This is a genomic window from Gracilibacillus sp. YIM 98692 (assembly GCF_010993965.1).
GTDB lineage: Bacteria > Bacillota > Bacilli > Bacillales > Amphibacillaceae > Gracilibacillus.
On sequence record NZ_WIXM01000039.1, the window covers coordinates 19,195 to 28,327 of the forward strand.

Annotated in this window: 7 protein-coding genes and 1 rRNA gene; 7 read left to right on the forward strand and 1 reads right to left on the reverse strand. The window is 41.9% G+C overall.

Features of this window, described 5'->3' with window-relative positions; all coding sequences use genetic code 11:
- Positions 1-61: 61 nt before the first annotated feature.
- The gene (locus tag GHD00_RS19005) at positions 62-388 is read right to left on the reverse strand and encodes a metalloregulator ArsR/SmtB family transcription factor (protein ID WP_163539788.1); all 327 of its coding nucleotides are present in this window, start codon (positions 386-388) and stop codon (positions 62-64) included.
- Positions 389-687: 299 nt separating this feature from the next.
- Here GHD00_RS19005 and GHD00_RS19010 point away from each other — a divergent pair, with 299 nt between their 5' ends.
- The 7 genes from GHD00_RS19010 to GHD00_RS19040 form a co-directional block, all read left to right on the forward strand.
- The gene (locus GHD00_RS19010; RefSeq protein ID WP_163539789.1) at positions 688-1,260 is read left to right on the forward strand and encodes a nitroreductase family protein; all 573 of its coding nucleotides are present in this window, start codon (positions 688-690) and stop codon (positions 1,258-1,260) included.
- A gap of 741 nt (positions 1,261-2,001) precedes the next feature.
- Complete coding sequence (locus GHD00_RS19015; protein WP_163539790.1) at positions 2,002-3,021, forward strand: sugar-binding protein; 1,020 nt, start codon at positions 2,002-2,004, stop codon at positions 3,019-3,021.
- On the forward strand, positions 3,018-4,511 hold the full coding sequence (locus GHD00_RS19020) for a sensor histidine kinase (protein ID WP_163539791.1): 1,494 nt from the start codon (positions 3,018-3,020) through the stop codon (positions 4,509-4,511). The genes GHD00_RS19015 and GHD00_RS19020 overlap by 4 nt, the downstream gene beginning before the upstream one ends.
- Before the next feature lie 104 nt (positions 4,512-4,615).
- Positions 4,616-5,953: a response regulator gene (locus GHD00_RS19025; RefSeq protein WP_163539792.1), complete on the forward strand. Its 1,338-nt coding sequence runs from the start codon at positions 4,616-4,618 to the stop codon at positions 5,951-5,953.
- Between the two features lie 730 nt (positions 5,954-6,683).
- The gene (locus tag GHD00_RS19030; RefSeq protein ID WP_163539793.1) at positions 6,684-7,133 is read left to right on the forward strand and encodes a hypothetical protein; all 450 of its coding nucleotides are present in this window, start codon (positions 6,684-6,686) and stop codon (positions 7,131-7,133) included.
- 538 nt (positions 7,134-7,671) lie between these two features.
- Positions 7,672-8,214 (forward strand): hypothetical protein, encoded by a 543-nt coding sequence (locus GHD00_RS19035; protein ID WP_163539794.1) that lies wholly within the window; start codon positions 7,672-7,674, stop codon positions 8,212-8,214.
- Between the two features lie 568 nt (positions 8,215-8,782).
- Positions 8,783-9,133, forward strand: a 16S ribosomal RNA gene (locus GHD00_RS19040); the annotation flags it as partial.

The following is a 9,133-nucleotide window of genomic DNA, read 5'->3' on the forward strand; positions in this document are numbered from 1 at the left end:
TCGCCATACAATTTACAGTAGCGACTTTACAAAATTTTTGTATGTTTTCGCTATCAAATCATCAATTCAGTGGTTTTTTACCCTGTAATACATTGAGATAATCATCCAACCGATCCATCCGCGCATCCCACACTCGACGGTAGGAGTCAAGCCACTTATCCAACTCTTGAAGCGGTTCTGGTCTTAGCTTATATATTCGACGATTAGCCATTGGCTGCACCTCAACAAGCCCAGCTTCGCTTAAAACGCGAAGGTGCTTCGAAGTTTGGGGCTGGTTTAGCTTGAGCTTTTCTGCAATTTCCCCTACTGGGAGCGATTCGTCAAGAAGAAGGTCGACGATAGCAAGACGGTTGGGATCCGCCAGAGCACTAAATGTTTGCACGTTCATGTTGAATTCTCCTAACATTTGTATGTTTCTTAAATCAAATAAGCGCATGTTGTTACATGAAGAATACCACCTCCGAGTTCTTCACTGTATTTATGACGTAACTTGTTGTTGAATTGATTATTCCATTAAAGGAATATTCCTGTCAAGTAATATTCGAATCATGAAGTACTTAGCCAAAGTTTTTCTGCCAACATCATACGTCATAGTTCCACGACTTACGCATTTTAATTAATCTTTGTCATATTTTGTGATATGGTGGAATTAGGAAATTACATAGAATCAGAGAGGAGATAGATTCGATGAGCAATATCAATGTACATGATTATCGCCAAGCAGAATACGACATAGATGATCTTTTTCTAGAGCGCTGGTCACCCCGCGCATTCTCGGAAAAAGAAGTAGACGAAAAAACACTCATGAGCATATTCGAAGCGGCTCGCTGGGCACCGTCCGGCAGCAATAAACAGCCATGGCGCTTCATCATCGCTCGAAACAAAGAAGACCGTGAAAAATTCCACCAGTTTATCATGGACGGAAACCGTGCATGGTGCGAAAAAGCACCAGCCCTTGCCTTAGTCATCTCAGACTCTGAAGCAAACGGTTCACACGCATTCGACGCAGGCGCAGCTTGGGGCTTCCTATCCTTACAAGCACGACAAAAAGGCTTAATCACGCACGCCATGGGTGGATTCTACAAAGACAAAGCACGCGAAATACTAGATATCCCAGAACAATACGCCATCCACGCCGTCATCGCAATCGGCTACCAAGATGACGTCAGCGTCTTAGAAGAAAAACTCCAAGAACGCGAAAAACCATCCGACCGCCGCAGCCTAAAAGAAACCATCATGGAAGGTACCTTTCTAGAATAACGATTTAAACCCCCTGATCCGAACGGTCAGGGGTTTTAAATCGTTTATTCTGGCAAGCAATATCAACTATTCCACCCTGTATCTCCAATAAAACTACAAATAGAGCGCCTTTAATGGCAGTATTTCGTTAGTAAATCAACCCAAACTGCGAATAGCTAGCCTTTAACAGTAGAAATGCAAAGGTAACGCAGCCAAAACTACGAATAGCGAGCCTTTAACAGTAGAAATGCGAAGGTAACCCAACCCAAACAGCGAATAGGGAGCCTTTAACAGCAGAAATGCGAAGGTAACGCAGCCCAAACTGCGAATAGAGCTGTTTTAAGAGCAGAAATGCGAAGGTAACGTAGCCCAAACTGCGAATAGCGAGCCTTTAACAGCAGAAATGCGAAGGTAACGCAGCCCAAACTACGAATAGCGAGCTTTTAAGAGCAGAAATGCGAAGGTAACGTAACCCAAACTGCGAATAGGGAGCCTTTAATAGCAGAAATGCGAAGGTAACGCAGCCCAAACTGCGAATAGAGCTGTTTTAAGAGCAGAAATGCGAAGGTAACGCAGCCAAAACTGCAAATAAACCTCTTCTCGTGCTCGAACCCAACCCCCAACCCCCAACCACAAAGGAAAATTCGACAATTCCTTGTCGAATTTCACCACCTTCCCTCCACCTCCAAAATCCCCCTAGACTTTTTCCTTGAAAACGATTACGATCAAATTGGTAGTAACAACAAGGAGGAGGACCCCGACATGCACACCCAAACCAAAGCCAAACGCAACACCCATACTAAAACCATCGGATTCATCCTATTTCTCATCCCATTCACACTCATGATCTACTACGGCAAAGAAACCTTTTACATAGAACAACAGCTCACCGCCGAAAACACCTACGACTATCACTTCGTCCTGATCACCGAAGAAGTAGGGAACGACTACTGGCGCTTAATCGAAAAAGGCGCCAAAGAAGCAGCCGAAGCACAGAACATCTATCTCGAATACATCGGCCCAAAAGTCGCAGACAACGACGAACGCCTCGCCACACTGGACCGCATGATCGCAGCAGGCGTCGACGCCATCATCACCAAAGGCATGAAAGGAGAACGTTTCCAACAACTTGTTCAAAAAGCCAACAACCAAAACATCCCAGTCGCAACCGTCGACACGGACAACGAGCAAAGCGCCCGCGCCTTTTACGTCGGCACAGACAACACACACGCAGGCTATCTCGCCGGCGAAACCTTAATCAATCAAACAACCGGACCGCAAAAGGTAGCGATCGTCACCGGCAACACCGAAGCCCCCAACCTGCAACAGCGAGTCGAAGGCTTCCAAAACGCCACCAAACAAACCGATCGCATCGAACTAATTGGCGTCACATCATCGCAAATCACCGAACTCGGCGCAGCCCAAGCAGCCTATCAACTGCTCAAACAGCACCCAGACCTAACCGCCTTTTTCGGCACAAGCGCACTCGACGGCATGGGCATCGTCCAAGCGGTGGAAGAAATGCAGCCAGCCAATCCGCCGCACATCATCGCATTCGACACCTTAAGTGAAACACTCAACCTAATCGAACAAGAAAAAATCGACGCCACCATCGTCCAATATCCCGAAAAAATGGGCAGACTCGCCGTTGAACTCATGCACGCCATCAAACAAGGCAAAACCGTAGACACCAACTATCACACCCAAACCGGCGTCATCGACAAAACCCACCTCCACAACGGAGAACTCGTCACACCCATCGAGGAAGGGGAAACACAATGATCGAAACAATCAAACAAAACATAAACCAAAACCCAAAACCCTTTTGGAAAAATGTCCGAGCATACAACCTATTCAGCGGACGAACGATCCAATCCAAGCTAACGCTGATTTTTGCTGGCATCATCATACTCTTTAATATTGTGACAATTTCCATCTACGTGAGCTCCAACCAGCTCATGCAGCAATATCATAATGGATTCGAATCCCTGCTTCAGCTGAATACGATCTCCCAGACCGCAACCGAGCTGTCCGATCATACCAATGCTTACGTGCTCAACCGGGAAGACGAAGCATTAAATAAGTATTACGAAACAAGGGAAGAGTTGAAACAGCAAGCAGCATCCTTACACACCGATGTCGGGCCGATTCAGCTTAAAAATTATACAAATATGATCGATGCTCTGTTATATCAATCCGAACTGACGGTCGGATTTGTCATACGTGACGATATCGAACGCTATACTGCGCATATGAAGGAGGTCCAAAGCACTGCCAACTATATTCAAGATATGACACTGGAGCTTTTGGACACTTCTTTAACCGAATACCAAACGATGTATTTAGACTTACAAGAGCGCAATCATGCCTTTAAATACTTCACGATTTTCTTATCGGTGACGACGATAATAGTAGGGGCATACATCGCGATCCGATTCGGACGCGGCATACACCGTCCGGTGCAGCAGCTCTCCCGCGCTGCTAAAGAGGTCTCCTACGGGAAATTTGATGGAAAGCCTGTCAAGATTCAGTCCAGTGATGAACTGAAACTATTGGGCAGTTCGTTTAACCAAATGCGGGACAACATACGCCTTTTGATTAAAGAAATCAAAGATCAATCCGAGCAAGAGAAATTAATGAAGGAACTCGAATTAAAGCACCTGCAAAATCAAATCCATCCACACTTTTTATTTAATACATTAAATACCGTGTCGAAGATGGCATATTTAGAAGATGCCCGTTCGACATCGAACTTGATTGACTCGCTTGCTTCGATCATGCGCCATAGTCTTGGCAATCTAAAAAAAGCGGTCACGTTACACGATGAATTACAAGTAGTGCATGAATATGTGGAAATTCAACGGATGCGATTCATGGAGCGAATCGAATTTGAAATTGATTCGCCGAAGGAAGGGGTCAATGTAAGAATGCCGCGCCTGATCTTGCAGCCACTGGTGGAGAATGCGTTTATTCATGGACTTGAAGCGTTGGAAGAGGGTGGCAAAATTGAGGTAACGGTGCAGGAGCAAGAAAATCACATAGTGGTAGAGGTCCGAGATAACGGTATTGGCATGACGAAGGAACAGCGTGCATATATCTTAAGCAGTCCAACAGAAGAGGAGGCGGCACACGTTGGGCATGTAACCGGCATTGGCTTGGCGAACGTCATCAAGCGGCTACAGCTCTTTTTCCAAAAAGACGACATCATCGAAATCCACTCAGCCCGAGACCAAGGCACAACTATTCGGCTACTGCTGCCAGTGGATTCGTAGCAGACCTAGAAAAACAAAAGGAAGTGAGCGCATACCTAACGGCAAGCGAGTATATTCTGCTTGCGTCGCCTGTGAGTACATAAAAAGAAAAAGGGGGAGTCCGAATGAGAATCATCATTGCGGAGGATGAAATGTTAGAGAGAAAAGCGATGCGAAAATTTTTAGAAGAAAACTTTCACGATATCGAAGTAGTAGGCGAAGCAGCAAACGGCAGACAAGCCGCCAAGCTTGCCGACGAACACCAGCCCGACCTGATGCTGATGGACATCCAAATGCCTGGTATGTCAGGACTCGACGCCATGGCAACCATCTATCAAAATCACCCAACAACCAAATTTATCATGGTCACAGCCTATGACTCATTCGACTACGCCAAACAAGCAATAAGCTTCGGCGTCAAAGAATATATCCTAAAACCAAGCAAAAAAGAAGAAACCATCAAAGCTATCAGACACGTCCAAAAAGAAATCGCCGAAGAAAAAGAAACACTCGAAACCAAAAAAGCCCTATTCATCAACCGCCTCATCCAAGGCGAACAAGCAGAAAGCCTAAAACAAAACCTGTTTCCCAATATGAAAAGCGGCTTTTTCTTTATCCTAAGCGAAGAACAAGAACTGCCAGAAACCTACATCACCCTAGACAAAATCGGCTTCTACGCATCCAGCCAAACACTCGACAAAGCAGACGTACTCAAACAAATGCGAAAACTCCAGCTCGAACTGCCAGGAGACACGTACATCGGCATCGGCTACCCATACAAACAGCCCGCCGATCTCACCAACTCCTATTACGAAGCAAAACAAGCCCTGCGGCACCTGGTGCAAGCAAAGAAAAAGAAATACGGCTTCCCGCCGCAAGTCGACGACGACACCGAGTTAGACGCCATCTGGCAAGCACTCGAAAACGGCGAACAAGAAGCACTCTGGCACGCCTTCAACCAACACGCCAGCCAAATAACCGAAAACACCGGAATGGAACTCTACTTCCGGATCAAACAACTTTTAGAAGAAAAAGGGAGAAAAATACCCAATATAGAGCTAACGACTCTGACCACACCAGAAGCATGGCGCGACTTTTTAGAACTCGCATCGTTAGAGGTCAAGCAATCCTTTCAATCGAAAAACAAAATCGAACGCGCCAAACAGTATATCGACGAACATTATCAAGAAGCGATCAGCTTAGAAGACGTGTCAGCCTATACCGACCTAAGCCCAAACTATTTCGCCAGCCTTTTTCATGAAGCAACAGGCCTAACGTTTATTGAGTACATGACAGCAACTCGGTTAAAGAAAGCCAAGCAGCTTCTGCAGCAAAACGAATGGAGCCTAAAAGAAATCAGCGCAGAAGTCGGCTACAAAGACCCAAATTACTTTAGCCGCGTATTCAAAAAACACACCGGCCACTCTCCCAAACAATATCAAAATCAGTTATTAAAGCAATAGGAACGGGAAATAGGCTTTGTCTTTTCCCACCTTGGCGGACATACGTTCCTTTATTCAGCGAAGGCGTTCGTTTTCCCAAAGTGATGAGCATATAACGTACCTGATGTCCGCAACCACCTTCAAAAATGTATTTATTATGAAATAAGGCACTCAATATCCGTAATAATTAGATCTCTAATTCGCTACAAGTTCTCTTCAAGCATGAAATACAGAGAATTCAACTCACTGCGGGCCTTAGTACAACAAGTGGATCGTCATATTATTGGCGATCCTTTTCTTCTGTAAAATCTCAAGAAATATTGGAATTTTATGTTAAAATAAAATGTGAATTATTTTACTTAAAGTAAATCGTAGTTTAGTGGAAGAATTATATCTCAATGAAACAGAGGGGGGAAATGTAAAATGGAACTATTTCTTTATTATTGCATCGTGGCTAAAGACAGAAGAAGCATATAGAGATGTGCTTCTTACTATTGCAGTGGTTCATTTTGTTATGTCTAAACTAATACCTATAAAAAAGAAGAATAGCTTATGTAATATCACTGTTTTGTCTAATGGTTGGTCTATAATTTATAACCATTGGTCTTTGGGAATTAAGAAAAGGGACTGACAGAAAAAAGTATTAGTTGGTTTCTTTTTGATATTTGTTCTTCCAAATATATTGGGTTTTCAAACATTCATAAGCTAAGTTTCTTCTTTAATAATAATTTTTGATATTGGGGGATGTGGTTTGAAAAAAATAATTACGATTTTATTAGGATTATTATCTCTTTTATTTGCAGGATGTTCCAATGAAACGATATCTAATCATCTAGTATTTCAAGGAGAAAATGAACACTGGAAGGGAGTAGTTGAAGTCAATCAATCTAATAATGGACAAAGAAAATACGATGTAAAAGAACGTCATCATATAACTTATATTGGGGATAATTTAAAGGAATTAGAAACCAAGAAAATCCCTGTGAAAATATATGTTGATAGTGTTCTTTCTAACGGAGACCAACCGATGAGTTCAAGTCATTTTCAAGAATGGTATGGTACAGAAGAAGGTGGTATTACAATAGGCTTTAGTGATAACAAAGAATATGCAAAAAAAGATGATGAATTTAAGGTTGTAATAGAATGGATGGGAACTGAAGAAATAATTACACTTAAATCTATACAAACTGAACATGATTAAACATTTTAACTTTCCCTCAATTAGATGCATATATTTCTCAAATGCAGGGTTTCAATACACTTGGAGTGAACATTAGGGATTTTGTAGATGTTCTAATGATTCGATCTACATGAAGGCGTACTTAAATAAGAGGAGGTATTGATAACTCCAATTTTTTCATACACTGTACGGTTCTTCGCGCACCCTTGGAGGTTTCCGCTCCCATGTCTCAACGGATCAATGCTCTCTCATTTGATGTCCTGTTGGTTCATACCAACTATTGTAGTATTAAAACCTTTTAATGTTTTTAACTGTTTCAATCAATTTATTAATCTACTAAAGCACAGTTAATTGAACAATGAAAGGGGATTTTATGCGAATAAATTACTATCCTAATTCCAGCAATCCAGGTAGCTTTTTTGCTAATTACAGTATGGCTCATCAAATAGTTCGTTCAAAATTCACCTTATAATCTTTGCTGTGAGGAACTTTTATAAAGAATGGTCGTCTAATCTGAATAGAGAAGGAGAGAATTTTATGACAAGCTTTAAGTCATTACTTGCTCTTTCGGTATTTATGTCGTTACTATTATTCGGTTGGTAGTAATGACACAAATAATAATAAACCAATAGAAAATAAAAAAGCATTACAGACTAATACCGAAAACAAACAAATTTACAAGGGTGTGATAGCAAGTGAAAAGACTTTGCCTGCTAATTTTCATGAGATTGCATTTGAAAGAGAAACGACACCTTGGTTTCAATTTTTGGTGAAAAAAGTCGTTAACCCATCTGAATTTGAACAAACATGGAACTTATATGGATTTGAAAATAAAATCCCAAACGTTGACTTTAACGCGATAGATATTTTTTTTATTGGAGTCAGCGAGTCTGGAAGTTGCCCCTACAAGATAAGAGATGTTGAATTAAGCTCTAACAACCATACTATGACAGTGCCATTATCAGAGCCGGAAGGTGCTTGCACTTCTGATGCAACACCGAGGACATTCGTAATCGAGATTGATAAAGAAATATCCACAGATATAGAGAATGTAGTTATTGTTAAAAGTGGAGTAGAAACAAGTATACCGGTTGAAAACTAATAAATAGTTTAATAGTAAATAATGATTGGCATCCCACTGTATATAGATGATATTGTTATTTTGTACTCATATATAGTATGGAGAGGATGACAATCTCGAAATAGTCATACTTTTTCAGCGGCCTCCGGTTTGATAGGGGGAGCTGAGAATAAAGAAGAATCTTCTCGGAATCAGTTCTCTACTCTACGTAAAAAAAGCTTGTAAATTGGTAAAACAGATATAGAAAGAAGATATAAAAAAGATCTTGCATATAAAATATCAGTGTGATATTATAATCAAGTCGCTTTTTTGAGGGGCGGAACCAAACAATAGCTTTTTAAAAAAAGTTATAAAAAATCATTGACTTAAACACATCGAAATGATATATTTGAGAGGTCGCTTCAAAAGAGACGAACAAAACATTAAGGCGAACCAAAAAAGTTATTGACATTATTAATCTATTTTGTTATTATTAATAATTGTCGCTAACAAAATTGATCTTTGAAAACTGAACAAAACAACCAGTATGTTAAGTACATGCTAGCTTACAAAAGCGAGCAAACGTTAAAGAACAGTTAAGAAACAAACTTTTTTGGAGAGTTTGATCTTGGCTCAGGACGAACGCTGGCGGCGTGCCTAATACATGCAAGTCGAGCGCGGGAAGTTAACAGATCCCTTCGGGGTGACGTTAGTGGAACGAGCGGCGGACGGGTGAGTAACACGTGGGCAATCTGCCTGTAAGATCGGGATAACTCCGGGAAACCGGGGCTAATACCGGATAATACTTTTCTTTGCATAAAGAAAGGTTAAAAGATGGCTTCTGCTATCACTTACAGATGGGCCCGCGGCGCATTAGCTAGTTGGTAGGGTAATGGCCTACCAAGGCAACGATGCGTAGCCGACCTGAGAGGGTGATCGGCCACACTGGGACTGAGACACG